The 18,534-nt window shown below is 61.8% G+C and carries 15 protein-coding genes; all 15 read left to right on the forward strand.

Annotated elements, in window-relative coordinates:
- Positions 1–2: 2 nt before the first annotated feature.
- The 15 genes from SPHINGO391_RS05915 to SPHINGO391_RS05985 all read left to right on the forward strand — a co-directional run bounded on the left by SPHINGO391_RS05915 (position 3) and on the right by SPHINGO391_RS05985 (position 18,467).
- A complete protein-coding gene (locus tag SPHINGO391_RS05915) occupies positions 3–377 on the forward strand; it encodes a VOC family protein (RefSeq protein ID WP_152007957.1) in 375 nt (124 codons plus the stop codon).
- Positions 377–1,456, forward strand: a complete 1,080-nt coding sequence (locus SPHINGO391_RS05920; RefSeq protein ID WP_152007958.1) for a branched-chain amino acid ABC transporter permease — start codon at positions 377–379, stop codon at positions 1,454–1,456. The genes SPHINGO391_RS05915 and SPHINGO391_RS05920 overlap by 1 nt, the downstream gene beginning before the upstream one ends.
- A gap of 153 nt (positions 1,457–1,609) precedes the next feature.
- The gene (locus tag SPHINGO391_RS05925; RefSeq protein WP_152007959.1) at positions 1,610–2,926 is read left to right on the forward strand and encodes an ABC transporter substrate-binding protein; all 1,317 of its coding nucleotides are present in this window, start codon (positions 1,610–1,612) and stop codon (positions 2,924–2,926) included.
- A gap of 92 nt (positions 2,927–3,018) precedes the next feature.
- The gene (locus SPHINGO391_RS05930) at positions 3,019–3,855 is read left to right on the forward strand and encodes an ABC transporter ATP-binding protein (protein ID WP_193217410.1); all 837 of its coding nucleotides are present in this window, start codon (positions 3,019–3,021) and stop codon (positions 3,853–3,855) included.
- Between the two features lie 117 nt (positions 3,856–3,972).
- Entirely contained in the window at positions 3,973–4,575 is a 603-nt protein-coding gene (locus tag SPHINGO391_RS05935) for a TetR/AcrR family transcriptional regulator (protein ID WP_152007961.1), read from the forward strand.
- Position 4,576: 1 nt separating this feature from the next.
- Positions 4,577–5,740 carry an isovaleryl-CoA dehydrogenase gene (locus SPHINGO391_RS05940; RefSeq protein WP_152007962.1) on the forward strand — a complete coding sequence of 388 codons (1,164 nt, stop codon included), beginning with the start codon at positions 4,577–4,579 and terminating at the stop codon, positions 5,738–5,740.
- Complete coding sequence (locus tag SPHINGO391_RS05945; protein ID WP_152007963.1) at positions 5,737–7,353, forward strand: carboxyl transferase domain-containing protein; 1,617 nt, start codon at positions 5,737–5,739, stop codon at positions 7,351–7,353. The genes SPHINGO391_RS05940 and SPHINGO391_RS05945 overlap by 4 nt, the downstream gene beginning before the upstream one ends.
- 4 nt (positions 7,354–7,357) lie before the next feature.
- Positions 7,358–8,185 carry an alpha/beta hydrolase gene (locus tag SPHINGO391_RS05950; protein ID WP_152007964.1) on the forward strand — a complete coding sequence of 276 codons (828 nt, stop codon included), beginning with the start codon at positions 7,358–7,360 and terminating at the stop codon, positions 8,183–8,185.
- A gap of 36 nt (positions 8,186–8,221) precedes the next feature.
- Positions 8,222–8,653, forward strand: a complete 432-nt coding sequence (locus tag SPHINGO391_RS05955) for an ASCH domain-containing protein (RefSeq protein WP_244615126.1) — start codon at positions 8,222–8,224, stop codon at positions 8,651–8,653.
- A complete protein-coding gene (locus SPHINGO391_RS05960) occupies positions 8,650–10,656 on the forward strand; it encodes an acetyl/propionyl/methylcrotonyl-CoA carboxylase subunit alpha (protein WP_152007966.1) in 2,007 nt (668 codons plus the stop codon). Before SPHINGO391_RS05955 ends, SPHINGO391_RS05960 begins: the two co-directional genes overlap by 4 nt.
- Positions 10,657–10,781: 125 nt before the next feature.
- Positions 10,782–11,327 carry a DUF924 family protein gene (locus SPHINGO391_RS05965; protein WP_152007967.1) on the forward strand — a complete coding sequence of 182 codons (546 nt, stop codon included), beginning with the start codon at positions 10,782–10,784 and terminating at the stop codon, positions 11,325–11,327.
- Positions 11,328–11,438: 111 nt separating this feature from the next.
- Positions 11,439–14,114: a DUF3772 domain-containing protein gene (locus SPHINGO391_RS05970; RefSeq protein WP_244615127.1), complete on the forward strand. Its 2,676-nt coding sequence runs from the start codon at positions 11,439–11,441 to the stop codon at positions 14,112–14,114.
- Between the two features lie 116 nt (positions 14,115–14,230).
- Positions 14,231–14,494, forward strand: a complete 264-nt coding sequence (locus SPHINGO391_RS05975; RefSeq protein ID WP_244615128.1) for a hypothetical protein — start codon at positions 14,231–14,233, stop codon at positions 14,492–14,494.
- Between the two features lie 367 nt (positions 14,495–14,861).
- On the forward strand, positions 14,862–17,423 hold the full coding sequence (locus SPHINGO391_RS05980) for an FAD-dependent oxidoreductase (protein ID WP_152007968.1): 2,562 nt from the start codon (positions 14,862–14,864) through the stop codon (positions 17,421–17,423).
- Between the two features lie 210 nt (positions 17,424–17,633).
- Positions 17,634–18,467, forward strand: coding sequence for a DUF1194 domain-containing protein (locus tag SPHINGO391_RS05985; protein ID WP_152007969.1), 834 nt, complete (start codon positions 17,634–17,636; stop codon positions 18,465–18,467).
- The last annotated feature ends 67 nt before the right edge of the window (positions 18,468–18,534 follow it).

The following is an 18,534-nucleotide window of genomic DNA, read 5'->3' on the forward strand; positions in this document are numbered from 1 at the left end:
CGATGCACAAGAGCAGACTTTCAGCCATCGTCGTCGACTGTCACACCGACCATATCGAGCATGCAGCCAGTTTCTGGTCCCAGCTTCTGGGCCAGCCGTCACACATTGATGACGGCAAGCGCGCCACCATCATGGCGGCAGACAAGGGCGTGTCGCTGGTTATCGAAGCGGTGCACGACGAGGCGCGGATCCATTTCGACATCGAGACCGACGACCTTGCGGCGGAAATCCACCGCATCGAACAGCTGGGCGGGCGCAAGGTCAGCGTGGTCGATCACACCGTGATCATGGAAGCGCCGACCGGGCACCGGTTCCGGCTGACGGGGCCACATTCGCACATACTGCCGTCGAGCGGGAATGTCTGGGGAGACGAGTAATGCTGTATCGCGAATCTGGCCAGTACAAGACCAGCTATATTTCCGACCAGTCGATCTTCCCGATCCGGGAAGACCGCATCGGCATTGCCATCATCGGAGTGATTGCGATCGTGATCCCGTTCGTGGCAAGCGACTTTTTTCTCAACGCGATCATGACGCCGTTCCTGATCCTGGCGCTGGCGGCGATCGGGCTCAATATCCTGACCGGATATGCCGGGCAGCTGTCGCTGGGCACCGGTGCCTTCATGGGCGTGGGCGCCTACAGCTGTTACAAGCTGACGACGATCTTTCCGGATGTGAACATCATCATTCTGGTTCTGTTGTCAGGCCTGTTTTCGGCCGGCATCGGGGTGATCTTCGGACTGCCCTCACTCCGGATCAAGGGGCTTTACCTGGCGGTGACGACGCTTGCCGCGCAGTTCTTTCTGGAGTGGTGCTTCATCCGCATTCCGTGGCTCTACAACTACAATTCCTCCGGCGCGATCGAAGTGCCGGAGCGCCGCGGCTTCGGTGACATCATCCTGACCGGCCCGGCCGCCGGTGCAATGACCCAGTATTTTGTCGTGCTCGGCATCGTCGTGGTGGTGACGCTGGCGGTGAAGAACATCGTGCGCGGGCGCATCGGGCGGCAATGGATGATGATCCGCGACATGGATATCGCGGCCGAACTGATGGGGGTCAGGCCGCTGACCGCCAAGCTCTCGGCCTTTGCCGTGTCGTCCTACCTGTGCGGTGTCGCGGGCGCGATGTTCATCTTCTTCTATCTCGGTGCGGCCGAACCTTCGGCGTTCTCGATCACGCTGTCGTTCCAGATCCTGTTCATGGTCATTCTGGGCGGCCTGGGAAGCCTGGTCGGCTCCTATTTCGGCGCGGCCTTCATCTGGGGCCTGCCGATCGTGCTGCGCGCGGTGCTGCCTGCGATGGGCATCGATATCGGTGCTGAAACCGTGTTTCACATTGCGACCATGGTTGTGGGCGCATTGATCATCTTCTTTCTCATTGTCGAACCGCATGGGCTGGCAAGGCTCTGGTCGCTCGGCAAGGAGAAATTGCGTGTCTGGCCGTTCCCCTACGGCTGACCGGCTGACGTTTCCCGCGACGGCCAGAGGAGGCTGTCCGGGAGCGTTGAACATAAGGCATTGTCCGGGCACGGGACCCGTCCGGACCCAAAATGTCGGGAGGAATTGGGTCCCCGAACTGGCGTGATCCCCACGCCACATGGGAGGAATACAATGCGACTGAAACGTCTGATTGCCGGAACCATCATGGCCGGTACCCTGGCGGGCGCAGCGCTGCCGGCCTTCGCCGACGAGCTGTTTGTACCGCTGTTCAGCTACCGGACCGGCCCGTTTGCCGGCTCGGGCATCCCGATTGCCAACGGCATGCATGATTATCTCACCATGCTCAACGAGCGCGATGGCGGCATCAACGGTGTCAAGATCCGCGTCTCGGAATGCGAAACCGGCTATGACACCCAGAAGGGTGTGGAGTGCTACGAGCAGGTGAAGGGCGAAGGCGCGCTGGTCATCAGCCCCTATTCGACCGGCATCACGCTGCAGGTGATTCCGAAGGCCTCGGTCGACAAGATCCCGGTCCTGTCGATGGCCTATGGTCTTTCGGCTGCCGCGGAAGGCAACACCTTCCCTTGGGTCTTCAACCCGCCCAACACCTATTGGGACGGTGCTTCGGCGATCGTGACCGACATTGCCCGCCGTGAAGGCGGCGCAGAGGCCCTCAAGGGCAAGAAGATCGGTTACATCTTCCTTGACGCCGGTTATGGCCGCGAGCCGATTCCGCTGCTGGAGCAGATGGCCAGCGACATGGGCTTCGAGCTGCTGCAGTACCCGGTTCCGGGCAAGGAAATGCAGAACCAGTCGTCGCAGTGGCTCAACATCCGCCGCGACCGGCCTGACTACATGATCATGTGGGGCTGGGGCGCAATGAGCCCGACGGCCGTCAAGGAAGCCACCAAGATCCGCTACCCGATGGACAAGTTCTACGGCATCTGGTGGTCGGGCGGCAATGATGATGCGGCAGCCGGCGGTGAAGCCGCCAAGGGTTACCGCACCCTCAACTTCCACGGTGTCGGTTCCGACTTCGGCGTGATCCAGGACATCAAGAAGTACGTCGTGGATGCCGGCAAGAGCGAGGTCGATCCGGCCAAGTTCGCCGACAATCTCTACAACCGCGGCGTCTACAACTCGATGCTGATCGCCGAGGGCATCCGTCGTGCGCAGGAACTCACGGGCAAGACCGTGATCGACGCGACCGATATGCGCAATGGCCTTGAGAACCTCGACATCACAGAGGCCCGCCTCAAGGAAATGGGCATGGAAGGCTTCGCGCTGCCGATGAAGCTGTCGTGCGACGACCATTCCGGTCATCACAAGGTCTATGTGGTCGAATGGGACGGCAAGGACTGGCAGAAATCAGGCGACTGGTTCTCGCCGGATGTCGACGTGGTCAAGCCGCTGCTGAAGAAGGCCGCTGAAGACTATGCCGCGAGCAATGCGCCGTGGCCCGAGCGGACGGAAGCCTGCCTGAACTAACAGGCACACCGAAAACCTGCCGCGCGGGCCCTGGCTGCGCGCGGCAGGCAACTGCCCCAAGTTTCATTCCCGACCGGAGAGGGTCCATGTCGATGTCCACGTCCGTATCAACCGATGCGACCGCACAGCCGAACATCCTGGCGGTGAACAATATCGAAGTGATCTATGATCACGTGATCCTTGTGCTCAAGGGCGTGTCGCTGGTGGTGCCGGAAGGCGGGATCGTTGCGTTGCTCGGTGCCAATGGCGCGGGAAAGTCGACGACGCTGAAAGCGATTTCCAACCTGCTGCGTTCCGAGCGCGGCGAGGTGACCAAGGGATCTATCGAATTTGAAGGCAAGCGTGTCGAGGCGCAGACAGCCAATGAGCTGGTGCGGCGCGGTTGCATCCAGGTGATGGAGGGCCGGCATTGCTTCGGCCATCTCACCGTTGAGGAAAACCTGCTCACAGGCGCGTTCACGCGACGTGACGGCAATGCCGCGATCAAGCGCGATATCGAGATGGTGTATGACTATTTTCCGCGACTGAGAGAGCGCAGGACCAGCCAGGCCGGCTACACATCCGGCGGCGAACAACAGATGACGGCCATCGGGCGGGCGCTGATGAGCCGGCCGAAGATGATCCTGCTCGACGAACCGTCGATGGGACTGGCGCCGCAACTGCAGGAAGAGATCTTCGAGATCATCAAGAAGCTCAACGAGCAGGAAGGCGTGTCGTTCCTGCTGGCCGAGCAGAACACCAATATTGCGCTGCGCTATGCCACCTATGGCTACATTCTCGAATCCGGCCGTATCGTCATGGATGGCGTGGCGAAGGACTTGCGTGAAAACGAGGACGTCAAGGAATTCTACCTCGGTGTTGGCGGCGAAGGACGGCGATCGTTCAAGAACGTCAAGCACTACAAGCGGCGCAAGCGCTGGCTGGCCTGACAGCCGGTTGCACGGATGCGGATGAGAGCGGCGGCTTTCCAGCCGTTGCGATGCAGGACTTGCGGATCAATGCGGAAGACGATAAAATAAACAAACGTTCATTTAATTGTGTGGGCCATGGCGCGACGGGCGGGATCAACGGGGGCTGAGACAGCGGAGAAGCTGCGCAATGCAGCGCTCGAACTGTTCGCACGTTCCGGCTACGCCGCGGTGTCGATGCGCGAGATCGCAGCGGAAACCGGTGTGCAGGCCGGGGCGATCTACAATCACTTCCCGACCAAGCAGGATCTGCTCAACGAGTTGCTGCAGGTTCACATGGAAACGCTGCTGAATGCCTGGTCTGAGGCCGAAGAGCCCGGCCTGACGCCGCCGCAGGCGCTCGAACATTTTGTCCGATTCCACATCCGCTATCACCTGGCCAAGTCGCGCGAGGTGTTCATCTCCTACATGGAGCTGCGCAACCTCGAAGCGGCGAACTTCAGCGCCATTGAGGGGTTGCGGCGCAGATATGAGAGCGTTCCGCGCGCCATTCTTGACCGTGGTGCTGCCGACGGGACCTTCGACATCGTGGACCCGCAAGTGACCACCATGGCGATCATTGCCATGCTCAACGGCATGACCACCTGGTACCGCGAAAACGGCCGGCTGTCGCTGGATGAAATCGAAGCGCTCTATGTCCGCCTGGTGGCGCGACTGGTGGGGCAGAAGAAGGAAGACTGACGTGTTCACAGCAAGCATGAATTTCGGGCTTGGCGAAGAGATCGATGCGCTCCGCGACACGGTTTCGCGCTTTGCCGCCGACCGGATCGCGCCGGTTGCCGACGAGACCGACCGCGACAACCAGTTTCCCATGCATCTGTGGCAGGAGATGGGTGCACTCGGCCTGCTTGGCATGACGGCGGACCCGCATTTCGGCGGCACCGGCATGAGCTATCTGGCGCATGTGGTGGCGATGGAGGAAATCAGCCGCGCATCCGCCTCGATCGGCCTGTCCTACGGCGCGCATTCCAACCTGTGCGTCAACCAGATCAACCGCTGGGGCAACGAGGCACAGAAGCAGAAGTATCTCCCCAAGCTCTGCTCCGGCGAGAGTGTCGGGGCGCTGGCGATGAGCGAGCCGGGCTCGGGCTCGGACGTAGTGTCGATGAAGCTGCGCGCCGAGAAGCGCAATGACCGCTACGTGCTCAACGGCAACAAGATGTGGATCACCAACGGGCCCGATGCCAACACGCTGGTGGTCTATGCCAAGACCGATCCGGAGGCGAAATCGCGCGGCATCACCGCATTCCTGATCGAGAAGGGCATGGCCGGGTTCTCGACCGCGCAGAAGCTCGACAAGCTCGGAATGCGCGGCTCGAATACCTGCGAGCTGGTGTTCGAGGACTGCGAAGTGCCGTTCGAGAGCGTGCTCGGCGAGGAGGGCCAGGGCGCCAGGATCCTGATGTCCGGGCTCGATTATGAACGGGTGGTGCTGGCCGGCGGACCGCTGGGCATCATGGCCGCGGCCATGGACGTCGTCGTGCCTTACTGCCATGAGCGCAAGCAGTTCGGCGAGCCGATCGGCAATTTCCAGCTGATGCAGGGCAAGCTCGCCGACATGTACACGACGATGAACGCCTGCCGGGCCTATGTCTACGCGGTGGCGCAGGCCTGTGACCGCGGCGAAACCACGCGCAAGGACGCGGCGGGATGTATTCTCTATGCCGCCGAGAAGGCCACGCAGGTGGCGCTGGAAGCGATCCAGGCGCTGGGTGGAAACGGCTACATCAACGACTATTCGACCGGCCGGCTGTTGCGCGACGCCAAGCTCTACGAGATCGGCGCGGGAACGTCCGAGGTGCGCCGCATGCTGATCGGGCGCGAAATGATGGCGGAGACGGCGTGAGCATCCTTCCAACAAAAATCTCCACGGGTTCGCAAGCCTTCAAGGACAATGCGGCCCGCATGCAGTCGCAGATTGCCGAGACGGCAGCGGCGGCCGCTCTGCACGGGCTGGGCGGGCCGGAGGCTTCGCGCGAGCGTCATGTCGGACGCGGTAAATTGTTGCCGCGCGACCGGGTGGCGACACTGCTGGACCCGGATTCGCCGTTTCTCGAGATCGGACGTTTCGCGGCGCACGACCTTTACGGTGGAGACATCGCTTCGGCTGGCGTGATCGCGGGCATCGGCCGGGTCAGGGGCCGCGACGTGATGGTGGTGTGCAACGACGCCACGGTGAAGGGCGGCACCTATTACCCGCTGACGGTGAAGAAGCATCTCAGGGCCCAGGAAATTGCGCTCGAGAACCATCTCCCGTGCGTTTATCTGGTCGATTCGGGCGGCGCCAACCTGCCCAACCAGGACGAGGTGTTTCCCGACCGGGACCATTTCGGACGGATCTTCTTCAACCAGGCGAACATGAGTGCCGCGGGGATCGCACAGATTGCCGTGGTGATGGGGTCCTGCACAGCGGGCGGCGCCTATGTGCCGGCGATGAGCGACGAGACCATCATCGTGCGCGATCAGGGCACGATCTTTCTTGCCGGTCCGCCGCTGGTCAAGGCCGCCACCGGCGAGGTGGTCAGCGCCGAGGATCTGGGCGGCGGCGACGTGCACACGCGGCTGTCGGGCGTCGCCGATCATCTCGCCGACAATGACGCGCATGCGCTGGAACTGGCGCGCCAGGCGGTGGCCAATCTCAACGGAAGGGGCAGGGCGGGGCTCTGCCAGATGGACTGCCTGGCGCCCGAAGATCCGCTCTATGATCCGGCGGAAATCGCCGGCATCATTCCCGCCGACACCCGCCAACCCTACGATATCCGCGAGGTGATTGCCCGCATCGTCGACGGCTCGCGGTTCGACGAGTTCAAGGCGCGCTATGGCACGACGATCGTCTGCGGCTTCGCCCATGTAATGGGCATGCCGGTCGGCATCGTCGCCAACAATGGCGTGCTGTTTTCCGAAAGCGCGGTGAAGGCCGCGCATTTCGTCGAACTGTGCTCGCAGCGCAAGATCCCGCTGGTCTTCCTGCAGAACATAACCGGCTTCATGGTCGGGCAGAAGTATGAGGCTGGCGGCATTGCCAAGGACGGCGCCAAAATGGTGACCGCTGTGGCGACCACCAAGGTGCCGAAGATCACCATGATTGTCGGCGGCTCCTTCGGCGCGGGCAATTACGGCATGTGCGGCCGGGCCTATTCGCCCCGCTTCCTGTGGACCTGGCCCAACAGCCGGATCTCGGTGATGGGTGGCGAACAGGCGGCCGGGGTGCTGGCCACGGTCAGGCGCGACGCCATCGAGCGCAAGGGTGGCGAGTGGTCAACCGAGGACGAAGCCGAGTTCAAGCGCCCGACCATCGAGATGTTCGAGCGGCAGTCGCACCCGCTCTATGCCTCGGCGCGGCTATGGGATGACGGCATCATCAACCCGCTGAAATCCCGCGAAATCCTGGCGCTGAGCCTGTCGGCGGCGCTGAATGCACCGGTTGAGGACACGAAGTTCGGCGTGTTCCGGATGTGATGACATGAGTTGGGAAACACCGGAGACATTCATGTTCGAGGGCCATCGCATCTGCTGGGGTGCGCTTGGCGAAGGTGAACCTGTTGTGCTGATGCACGGGACGCCGTTCTGGTCTTACGAATGGGCCCGGCTGGCGCCACTGCTGGCGCTTGAGCGCAAGGTCTATTTCTTTGACATGCTTGGCTACGGCAATTCTGACCGGCCGGATGCGGACGTGTCGCTGGGTGTCCAGAACCGGGTGTTAGCGGCGCTGATGAAGCACTGGCACCTCAACGCGCCGGATGTCGTTGCTCATGATTTCGGCGGGGCGACGGCCTTGCGGGCGCATCTGATCAACCGGGTGGATTACAACAGCCTGACCCTGATTGATCCGGTGGCCATCCGTCCCTGGGGGTCGCCGCTGGTACAGCACGTCAGACATCATGAGGCGGCGTTCGCCGGTATGCCTGGCTACATGCATGAAGCGATCCTGCCTGCCTATCTGAAATCAGCAATGAAGCGGGAAGCGACGGACGAGGTTCTGGCGCCTTATGCCGAGCAATGGATTGGCGGGTGCCAGCAGGCCTCGTTCTACAGGCAGATCGCGCAGATGGATCAGCGCTTCACCGATGAGGTGCAGGGTCGATATTCGGAAATCCGTTGTCCGGTCATGATCCTTTGGGGCGAGGACGATGAATGGATCCCGATCGAGCGCGGACGGGAGCTGCATGCAATGATTCCGGGGTCGCAGTTCATTTCCGTTCCCGGGGCCGGTCACCTGGTGCAGGAGGATGCTTCTGAAGCGATCGCCTTCCATCTCCAAAAGTTCCTCCGGACAAGAGGACGGGCATGATGGTTGGCATATCCGCGGCATATGTTGGAGAAACCTGTGAAGCCTGACCTGAAATCCGTTCTGGAACGCTATCCGAGCGCACAGACCTACAGACCCGGTGACGGAGAAAAGCTGAATCGCCTGATCATCGACCTGATGCGCGCGGGCCGGAAGACGGCGACCTGCGCGGTGCCCGAGGAGTTCGCCGATGATCCGGATTCCTGTCCCGAGGTCGGACGCATCGACATCGCGCTTGACTGGAACGGCGACCCGGCGCTGGCGACGCGCACACTGAGCCTTGAGACAATCAGTTACGCGCAGATGGACGAGAGTCGGATCGCGGCGCAGGGCGAATTCGAGGATCTGGAGGACTGGCGCAGGGGCTACCGTGCCTACTACCAGCGCCAGGGCTCATTCGATCCCGAGATGATCTTTATCTACGAGCGGTTCGAAGTTGTTGAAGATTTCGCCGCGGAGGAGCCGACATGAACACGATCAGCAAAATCCTCATCGCCAACCGGGGCGAGATCGCTTGCCGGATCATCCGCACGGCGCGAAAAATGGGTATCGCCACGGTCGCGGTTTACTCCGAAGCCGATGCAGGCGCGCTGCATGTCGAAATGGCCGAGGAGGCGGTGCTGATCGGCAGCGCCGCGGCCTCGGAGAGCTATCTCAAGGTCGACGCGATCCTTGATGCCGCGAAGCGCACCGGAGCCGATGCGATCCATCCGGGCTACGGCTTCCTGTCGGAGAATCCCGAATTCGTGGAAAAAGTCGAGAAGGCAGGGCTGATCTTCATCGGGCCGTCGGCCAAGGCAATCCGGGCCATGGGCCTCAAGGATGCGGCGAAAGCGCTGATGGAAAAGGCCGATGTACCTGTTGTTCCAGGCTATCACGGCGAGGCGCAGGACCTGGTGGTGCTGGCGGGCAAGGCAAACGAGATTGGTTTTCCGGTGCTGATCAAGGCGCGCGCCGGCGGCGGCGGCAAGGGCATGCGCAAGGTCGACGTCCAGGCCGATTTCCCGGCGGCGCTGTCTTCGGCACGGCGAGAGGCCAAGGCTTCGTTCGGCGATGACCGGGTGCTCGTCGAGAAATATGTCGCAACCCCGCGGCACATCGAGATCCAGGTGTTTGGCGACAATCATGGCAACGTGGTGCATCTGTTCGAGCGCGACTGCTCGGCGCAGCGCCGGCACCAGAAGGTGATCGAGGAAGCGCCCGCGCCGGACATGCCTGAGGATATGCGGGCTGCAATGGGTGCTGCCGCCGTGGCTGCGGCCAAGGCGATCAGCTATTCGGGTGCGGGGACGGTCGAGTTCATTGTCGATGCTTCGAACGGGCTCAAGGCCGACAAGTTCTGGTTCATGGAGATGAACACGCGACTGCAGGTGGAGCATCCGGTCACGGAACTGATCACCGGGCTGGATCTCGTCGAATGGCAGATCCGGGTGGCCGCCGGCGAGGCACTGCCGATGGGCCAGGACGAACTCTCGATCAACGGCCATGCGGTCGAGGCGCGGATCTATGCCGAGGACGCGGAGAAGGGCTTTCTGCCCGCCGTCGGCCGGCTGATGCATCTGAGATTTCCCGAGGGTGAAATCCGGATCGATGCCGGAGTGCGGGCAGGCGACGAGATCACGCCGTTCTACGATCCGATGATTGCCAAGGTGATTGCGCATGGCAAGACGCGGACTGAAGCGCTGGGCAAACTGGCGGGCGCGCTGGGCCGGACCGAGATTGCCGGCACCGTGACCAACACGGCATTCCTCGCGCGGCTGTGCCGGGACGCGGATTTTGCGGCGGGACGGCTCGATACCGGGCTGATCGACCGCAACATCGCCAGCCTGACCGAGCAGGTTTCAGCGCCTGACGCCATCGTGGCGCTGGCGGTGCTCGCAGCGTCGGGGATGGTTCCGCCGGAGAGGTCAAATACCGGTTCGGTTGCGGAGATCGGTCCCTTCGAAATCTGGGGATCTCCGATGCGGTCGGTGACGCTTGAGGCCAACGGAGCGGAGCATGGCTTCCGGGTTTTGCGGGAGGGCGATTCTGCGTGGCGGATAGCCGGGAGCGGTCTCCAATCGTCCGACATGCTGTTGAACGCAGTTGAATGCAAACATGATGAGTGGGCTTTCCGCGCTGGTGGCGTGACACAGCGCTGCCGGCTGGTTCAAGGCAGCACGGAAGTGGCGGTGTTCCATGAGGGGCTGACCCACCGGTTCGCCAAGCCGCAGGGCAGCCGCGCCGATGATCTGGCATCCGGCGGAGACCAGGTTGTCTCGGCCATGCCAGGGATCATCAAGCAGGTGCTCGTGGCTCAGGGCCAGGAGGTCAAGTCCGGCGAGGCGATGGTGATCATGGAAGCCATGAAGATGGAAATGACGCTGTCTGCGCCGCGCGATGGCGTGGTGGGAGAGGTTCTGGTAAGTGTAGGCGCGCAGGTATCCGACGGCGTCAGCCTGGTGATGCTGCAGAGCGAAGCGGCTGCGGGCTGAGGCTAGGATTTCCGCCTGACGGTCGCATATGCGCGTCTGCGGTTTGCGGCATGGCTGGTTGACAGCGAAGCTGCAGACACCAGATTCGATCTGCGGAAACATACCCACGAAAGCAGGAATCCTTCATGACCGAGACACCTGAAACAGTCCTCGATTTCTGGTTCAACGATCTGGTCCCGAAAGACTGGTTCGTCAAGAACGAGGATCTGGACAAGCGAATTGCCGAGCGATTTTCCGGTCTGCACCTTGCCCTGTCACGCGAGGTCGGCGAGGCCTGGCGGGCAACGCCGGACGCCCGACTGGCACTTGTCATCGTCTTCGATCAGTTTCCGCGCAACATCTATCGTGGTTCGCCGCTGGCCTTCGCCACCGATGGCCTTGCGCTGAAGGAAGCCAAGGCGGCACTGGCGGTGGGGGCGGACAAGAGCATCGATGAAAACCGACGGGCGTTTTTCTACATGCCTTTCGAACACGCCGAGGACATGGACGAACAGGAACGTTGCGTGGCGCTGTTCGAGGCGCTCGGCAACGAGAACTATCTCGATTACGCCCACCAGCATCTTGATGTGATCAAGCGCTTTGGCCGGTTCCCGCACCGCAATCCCATTCTCGGCCGGACGTCAACGCCGGAGGAGAAAGCCTATCTGGCCGAGCCCGGTGCAGGCTTCTGAGATTTCTGGCAAGCCTTACTCCTGTCACAGCGCCGGTCCATTGGCGGTGACAGAGCGGTCATCGTTTGAGAACCGCTGCGAGCCTGCTATGGATGGTCGGGTACTTTGTGAATGGACAGGAACTTCATGCGTTTTGACCGGTTGATCGCGGCACTGCTGGTTGCCTTCATGCTGGCAGGTCAGGCTGTGTCAGCGCAGTCTCAAACGTCATCCCCTTCCGGGGCCGTGCAAACGGATGGACAGGATCAGGCACCTGATCAAGCCGTTCCCACGGCGTCTCCTCCGGCGCAAACCTCTGTCGCGGCCACGCCGGCGGAGCCGACAGTCTCGCCGGCAATCAGCCAGGCAGAAGAGAAGCTGACGGCGGCGGAAACCAGCATCACGCGGCTGACCCGCCGGGTTGAGGAGAACATGACCGACGACAGCTCGTTGGTCGATCTGAAGGTCGAGGTCGAGGAACTTGCCCGCAGCATGCTCGACATCGGGGTGTCTCTGCGCCCGAGACTGACAGAGGTCAAGGCGCGGCTTGAGCAACTGGGCCCGCCTCCAGCCGAGGGCGAGCCGGCCGAACCGGATTCGGTCATCGCGGAGCGGACAAGGCTGGCCGCGGAACGCGCACAGATCAATGCCCTGACCGGACGCGCCGAGGCGGTTTCGGTGAGAGCCAACCAGCTTGGCGACAGCATCACCGAAGCACGGCGGGAGCTGTTTACCACCACCTTGTTCAAACGGACCGAAATCGGGCCGGCAATGTTGTCGCAGGCGCTCAGCGCCTTTTATGCGGAAAGCGGCGATGTGGTGCGCATCTACGGCTCCTGGGCTAATTTCGTCATCGCCTTCAAGTGGCAGGCTTTGCTGGGGTGGCTGTTTTTCTCCCTACTTGCAGCGCTGGTGTTCGTGCCCGGGGCATACCGGGTGTTCGGCGGGCTTATCGACCGTGATCCCGCAGACGACGATCCACCCTATACGAGCCGGCTGTCGGTGGCGTTCTGGTCGACGGTAATACCGACGGCGGCAATGACGGCGCTGGCGGCGACGATCTATGTGCTCGGGCAAAGCTTTTCGGTGCTGCGGCCGGATGTTGCGCCGGTTGTGGCCAGCGTCTTGATGACCCTCGTCGCGATCTTCTTTGTCAGCAAGCTGGCGCGCGGCATTCTTGCGCCCAGGACATCAGCCTGGCGACTGGTCAACCTGTCCAATGGCGGCGCGCGGACGCTCTATTATCTCGTCGTGGCCATGGTGGTCGTCAACGGTATCGATTTCGTTGGAGACGAGATCAGCCAATCGCTCGGATCGCCCGTGGTGCTGACAGTCTTCAAGGGGCTCCTGTCGGTGTTTCTGATGGCGCTGATCCTGATGGCGATGGCGCTTGGAAGGCCGATGGTGGCAGCATCGGGTGACCCGTCGGACCAGGGACAGCCCTGGCCGCGCATCATTTCGGTCGCGCTACTGGTGACGGGGGTCGGCCTGATGGCAACCGCGCTCATGGGCTATGTCGGGTTTGCCCGATTTGCAGCGACGCAGATCGTCGTGACCGGCGCCATCCTGACCACCATGTATATCGGCTATCTCTCGGGCAAGGCGATCTCCGAGCCCGAGGCTTTCGCCCACACGGCGATCGGGCGGCGTGTCGGGGAGCGTTTCAAGCTGGGAAGCATGGCTCTCGACCAGTTCGGGCTGGGCGCGGGGCTGCTGATCAGCCTGCTCGTGCTGCTCTTCGGTGTGCCGCTGATCCTGTTGCTCTGGGGGTTCCAGATCCAGGACATCGAGCTGTGGTTCTACCGTTTCCTGACAGAAATCCGCATTGGCGGGATCTCGATCTCGATAGTCGGAATCCTGTTCGGCATCCTGCTGTTCCTTTTGGGGCTGGTGGTCACCCGCTGGTTCCAGCGCTGGCTCGATGGAAGCGTCATGGCGCGGGGCCGCATGGATGCCGGTGTCCGCAATTCGATCAAGACCGGGGTGGGTTATCTCGGGGTGGCGGTGGCCGGCCTGATCGGCATTTCGGCGGCGGGGATTGACCTGTCCAGTCTTGCGCTTGTGGCGGGTGCACTCTCTCTCGGCATCGGTTTTGGTCTGCAGAACATCGTCAGCAATTTCGTTTCCGGCCTGATCCTGCTGGCCGAGCGGCCCTTCAAGGTTGGTGACTGGGTGTCGACCAGTTCGACCGAGGGGTTCGTCAAGAAAATCTCCGTGCGGGCCACCGAGATAGAGACCTTCAATCGCCAGTCGATCATCGTTCCCAATTCCGAGCTGATCAATTCGCCGGTGGGCAACTGGACCCACCGCAACAAGCTCGGCCGAGTCGACGTGCCGGTGGGCGTGAGTTACGATTCGGATCCGCGCCGGCTGATCGACCTCCTGATCGAGGTTGCTCAGGGCCACGAACTGGTGCTGCGCAATCCGGAACCGGTTGTGCATTTTTCCGGTTTCGGCGAGTCCTCGCTGGACTTCGTGCTGAAATGCCACGTCGCAGACGTTCTCACCGGCATTGGTGTCAAGACGGAGTTGAGCCTGCGCATCTTCGAGCGGCTGAAAGCCGAAAATATCGAGATTCCGTTCCCGCAGCGCGATCTCAATATCAAGCTCGGCGACGACAATGAGCCGGTGACGGTGATTGCGGAGAAGTTGATGGGTGCGAAGTTCAAGGGAGCTGCGAGCCGGGATGCGGCCGCTGCTGCCGCCGGGGACCCGCCGAAGCCAAAGCGCTCCAGAAGAAAGGATGTGCCCAAGAGCAAGTCGGATTCGTTTGAGGACGGTGCCGAAGGCGAGGGGGGTGACCGGTGATCCCGGTTCATTCAGGCTGCATTCATTCTCGCAATGCAATAAAGCATCTATACCGGGCCAAAACCGGCTCGACACAGTTCCAACAGGGAGCGGTGGATAGTTTCCGCCGGACACTGATGAAAACACTTATCCTCGGATTTTTGACCAGCATGGCAATGATTGCGGGTGCCAATGCTGCAAGCATCACCAACAAGGATGCGCAGCCGCAGGTGCTTATCGTGACCGAAGCCGGCAACAAGATCGAAATGGTGGTGGAAGCCGGCGCCACGGTGAGTTTCTGCCCGGCCGGATGTTTCGTGACCATGCCTTCCGGCGACCGCGAAACATTTGCCGGCAGCGAGAGCATCGAGATCATCAACGGCGCAGCGGTTATCAAGTAATCGCCGGCGCGTCTGTGCAAGGTGAAGGCAGTCCCGCCGGGCCGGCCGGTTTGAACATCGGCCGGCCCGCAGCTACCTCGGTTTCATTGCACCAAATCTGTCGTGATTTGTTCACCAGGGAAAAGTTCCTGCCCTTGCCGAGCACGGCATTGCGGTGTTTTCCGAACGCGAGATCGAACGCCTTGCCAAAGCGCTCGGTGATGCCCTCTGAAACGCTTTGAGCACCCGAGCCCGCCGGCAGGCCTGCATGGCGATGCCGTTCCCGATGTCACTGGTCGTCCTGCATTGTGATTATGTCGTAGACAGGCTCTAGTTTTGGGGCGGCAGCTTCTAAATTCTGTTCGAAGCACAATCAGGGCAGATCAAAATGGTAGAGTTTCCGAAGCAGGCAAAGGTCGTGATTATCGGCGTGGGTGGCATTGTGGGTGCTTCCATTGCGCATCATCTGATCGAGCGCGGATGGGACGACATTGTCGGTATCGACAAGTCCGGCGTGCCGACGGATATCGGCTCGACGGCGCATGCCTCGGACTTCTGCTACACGACCAGCCATGACTATCTGTCGGTCTGGACAACGCAGTATTCGATCGATTTCTTCGAGAAGATGGGCCACTACGCCCGCATTGGCGGCCTCGAGATTGTCCGTGCCGGCGACGAGACATGGATGGAAGAGGTCAAGCGCAAGATTTCCTCCGGTAAGGCCTTCGGCACACGCGCCAGCTTCATCGGCCCGGCAGAGGTGAAAGAGAAGTTTCCGCTGGTCGAGGAAGAGATGGTTGCCGGCGCGCTCTGGGATCCGGATGCAGGACTTGTCATTCCGCGCTCGCAGACGGTGGCCGGCAAGCTGGTCGATGCGGCCGAGAAGACCGGGAAGCTGAAGGTCTTCGCCAACACACCGGCCCAGTCGCTGATCGTCGAGGGCGGCCGCATCAAGGGCGTCGTCACGCATCGTGGCACGATCATGGCTGATCATGTCGTCGTCTGCGCCGGCATCTGGGGCCGCCAGATCGCCGAAATGGTCGGCGAGGACCTGCCGGTGATGCCGGTTGATCACCCGCTGACCTTTTTCGGCCCGTACAAGGAATTCGAAGGCACCGGCAAGGACATCGGCTGGCCGCTGATGCGCGACCAGGGCAATTCGGCCTATATGCGCGACACCGGCGATCCGACCACCGCCGAGGGCGGGCAGATCGAGTGGGGCTACTACGAGACCGACGAGCCGCGGCTGTGTCATCCGCGCGATATTCTTGAAAAGAACCAAGCGCGGCTCTCGCCCTCGCAGCGCGACCTCGACATGGAGCAGATCCTGGAGCCGCTCGAACGCGCCATGGAGCTCACGCCCATTCTCGGCGAGCTTGGCTACAACGAGAGCCATTCCTTCAACGGTCTGCTGCAGGTGTCAGCCGCCGGCGGGGCTTCCTGTGGCGAGAGCCAGAAGGTGCGCGGGCTTTGGTACTGCGTTGCCATCTGGGTCAAGGACGGTCCCGGCTACGGCAAGCTGATTGCCGACTGGATGACCGATGGGCGCACCGAGATCGATCACAATTCGATCGATTACGCCCGGTTCTATCCGCACCAGATGACCGAGGAGTTCATCGAAAACCGTTGCTACGAGGCGGCCCAGAAAATCTATTTCCCGGCTATCCATCCGCGTGAGCCCTATGCCACCAGCCGCGGTGTCAAGCACTCCCCGTTCCACGAGCGTGAAGTCGAGCTCGGCGGCCATTTCATGGAGCTTGGCGGCTGGGAGCGTGCGCATGGCTACGCGTCCAACGCGCACCTCCTCGAGAAGTTTGCAGAGCGGGTTCCTGTCCGTGCAAACGAGTGGGACAACCGGCATTTCTGGCGGGTGTCGAACGCCGAGCACCTTCAGCTTTCCGAAGACTGCGGCATCATCAACCTGTCGCATTTCCACATGGTCGACATCGAGGGTCCCGATCATGTTGCGATGATGGAATGGCTGTGTGCGGCGAAGATCGGCGGCGACGGCAATATCGGCAAGGGGATCTACACCCACTTCCTCGATGACGAAGGCATGGTGCGGGCCGATTTCACGGTCATCCGCATGGCCGACCGCTGCCGGCTGATCAACGGCGCCGATGCCGGTCCGCGCGATTTCCACTACATGCGCCGCGTCGCCGAGGACAAGGGCTACGACGTCACCATTACCGATGTGACCGAGAAGTTCACCACCATCGGGATCTGGGGCCCGAATGCCCGCGAGACGCTGAAGAAGGTGGTTTCCGATCCGGCGGGTCTGGACATCGAGAACTTCCCGTTCGCCGCGATCAAGCCGATCGAGATCGCCGGCAAGACGGTGTCCGCTTTCCGCCTCTCCTATGTCGGCGAGCAGGGATGGGAGCTGCACATGAAATATGAGGACGGCCTGGCCGTCTGGGACGCGCTGCGGTCAACCGGGGTGACGCCGGTTGGTGTCGAGACCTATGCGAACTCACGACGCATGGAAAAGAGCCTGCGGCTGCAGAACGCCGATCTTCTGACCCAGTACAACCTGATTGAATCGGATCTGGCGCGCCCGAAGGTCAAGGAAGCCGATTTCCGCGGCAAGCAAAAGCACCTTGAATACAAGGCGCGCGCGCACCAGCCGGCGATGCTGTGCACGCTGGTGATGACCGAGAACGTCGACGCCAAGGGCGTGGCCCGCTACCCGGTCGGCATCCTGCCGGTGATGGATCCCGAGACCGGGGAGACGCTTGTCGATGAACTCGGCCGCCGCTCCTACACGACGTCGATCGCCTACGGCCCGACCATCGGCAAGAACATCGCGCTGGCCTATCTGCCATGGGAGTATTGCCAGGTGGGGCGCAAGCTCAACATCGAGTATTTCAGCGAAACCTATCCGGTCGAAGTTGCGGCAGTGGGCTACACGCCGCTGTACGATCCCGAGAACCTCAAGCCGCGGAGCTGATCGTCACCGCGTCACGCCAGCGAACGACCGTGCGGTCAAGGCCGACTGGGCGGTCGTTTTCTCGTGCTGTGACACCTGAGGTTTCTGGCTGACTGCCTGCGGCAAGACATGACTAGTTTGCATGCGATCAGGCACAGGTTGCCCGTGATCTGCGCCACGGCGATCGCAAAATCCGGTTCAGCCTTGTCTGGGGCCATGGTAGACTGAGGCATGACAGGATGGATCAGGGCTGCTCTTGCAGCCGCAACTTTGCTGATGACGTCGTCTGCCGGACATGCCCGAGAGCAGGTCGATGTGGCGCTGGTTCTTGCGGTCGATGTCTCGCGCTCCATGTCGGCAATGGAACTGGAGATCCAGCGGGACGGTTATGCCGCTGCACTCAACCATCCCGACGTCATTCGCGCCATTGGCCAGGGCGCTTATGGCCGGATCGCGGTGACGATGTTCGAGTGGGCCGGCAACAACACGATACGCGAAGTCTTTGACTGGACGCTTGTGGAGACGGGTGCCGATGCGGATCGTCTCTCGGCGATCGTCGGCAAGTCCCAACCGGTCGGTATGCGCAGAACTTCGATATCGGGCGCCATTCTGCATGCATTGAGGCGGCTCGAAGAGGCCCCCGTCGACGGTTTCCGCAAGGTGATCGATATCTCCGGCGACGGGCCCAACAATCAGGGGCAGCCGGTACTGGCGGCCCGTGAGATCGCTCTCGCCAATCGCATCGTCATCAACGGGCTGCCGCTGATGACCAGTGATGGGCCAGGCAGCGGATTCAACATCGCGGACCTGGACGCCTATTACAGCGAGTGCGTGATCGGCGGGCCCGGTAGTTTCCTGGTTCCGGTGACGAGCTGGGACCAGTTTCCCGAGGCGATCCGGCGCAAGCTCATTCTCGAGATCGGCGGACTGCCAGCCATGGAACAATCGGTCGTCCCGGCACAGGTCTCGCCCGGGTTGGGTTTCCGGCCATCTTCCGAGCCTTATGACTGCCTCATCGGGGAGAAGATCTGGGACCAGCGGCGATGGATGTTCGATGACCCGTAACAGGGATGGGGAGCAGCGACGCTCCTGATTGAAATTCCGGAACAGCGGCTTAGCGAGAAGTGCTCGG

The organism is Hoeflea sp. EC-HK425 (genome assembly GCF_902498795.1).
GTDB lineage: Bacteria > Pseudomonadota > Alphaproteobacteria > Rhizobiales > Rhizobiaceae > Hoeflea > Hoeflea alexandrii.